2 tRNA genes are annotated in these 329 nt (G+C 43.8%); both read right to left on the reverse strand.

Annotation, left to right across the window (positions count from 1 at the left end):
• Positions 1–76: 76 nt before the first annotated feature.
• A tRNA-Ala gene (locus FC86_RS02265) sits at positions 77–149 on the reverse strand.
• A 25-nt stretch (positions 150–174) separates the two neighbouring features.
• Positions 175–248, reverse strand: a tRNA-Ile gene (locus FC86_RS02270).
• Between the last annotated feature and the right edge of the window lie 81 nt (positions 249–329).

Genomic DNA, 329 nt, shown 5'->3' on the forward strand with positions numbered 1-329 from the left:
CTTTTCGATAACCTCGGCTTTTGGTTCTTAAATCATATTCAGTTTTCAATGTTCAATCGACAACTCTCGTTGTCTATGGAGGTTAACGGGATCGAACCGATGACCTTCTGCGTGCAAGGCAGACGCTCTCCCAGCTGAGCTAAACCCCCAGGTTTTATTAACTATTCAGTTAAATGGGCCTAAATGGACTCGAACCATCGACCTCACGCTTATCAGGCGTGCGCTCTAACCAGCTGAGCTATAGGCCCAAATCCATTGTGCACCATTTTGAGAAGTAAACCTCTCAAAACTAAACAAAGTTTCAAATGTGTGTTTCCGTATATCCTTAG

The sequence above is a fragment of the Holzapfeliella floricola DSM 23037 = JCM 16512 genome (genome assembly GCF_001436605.1).
GTDB lineage: Bacteria > Bacillota > Bacilli > Lactobacillales > Lactobacillaceae > Holzapfeliella > Holzapfeliella floricola.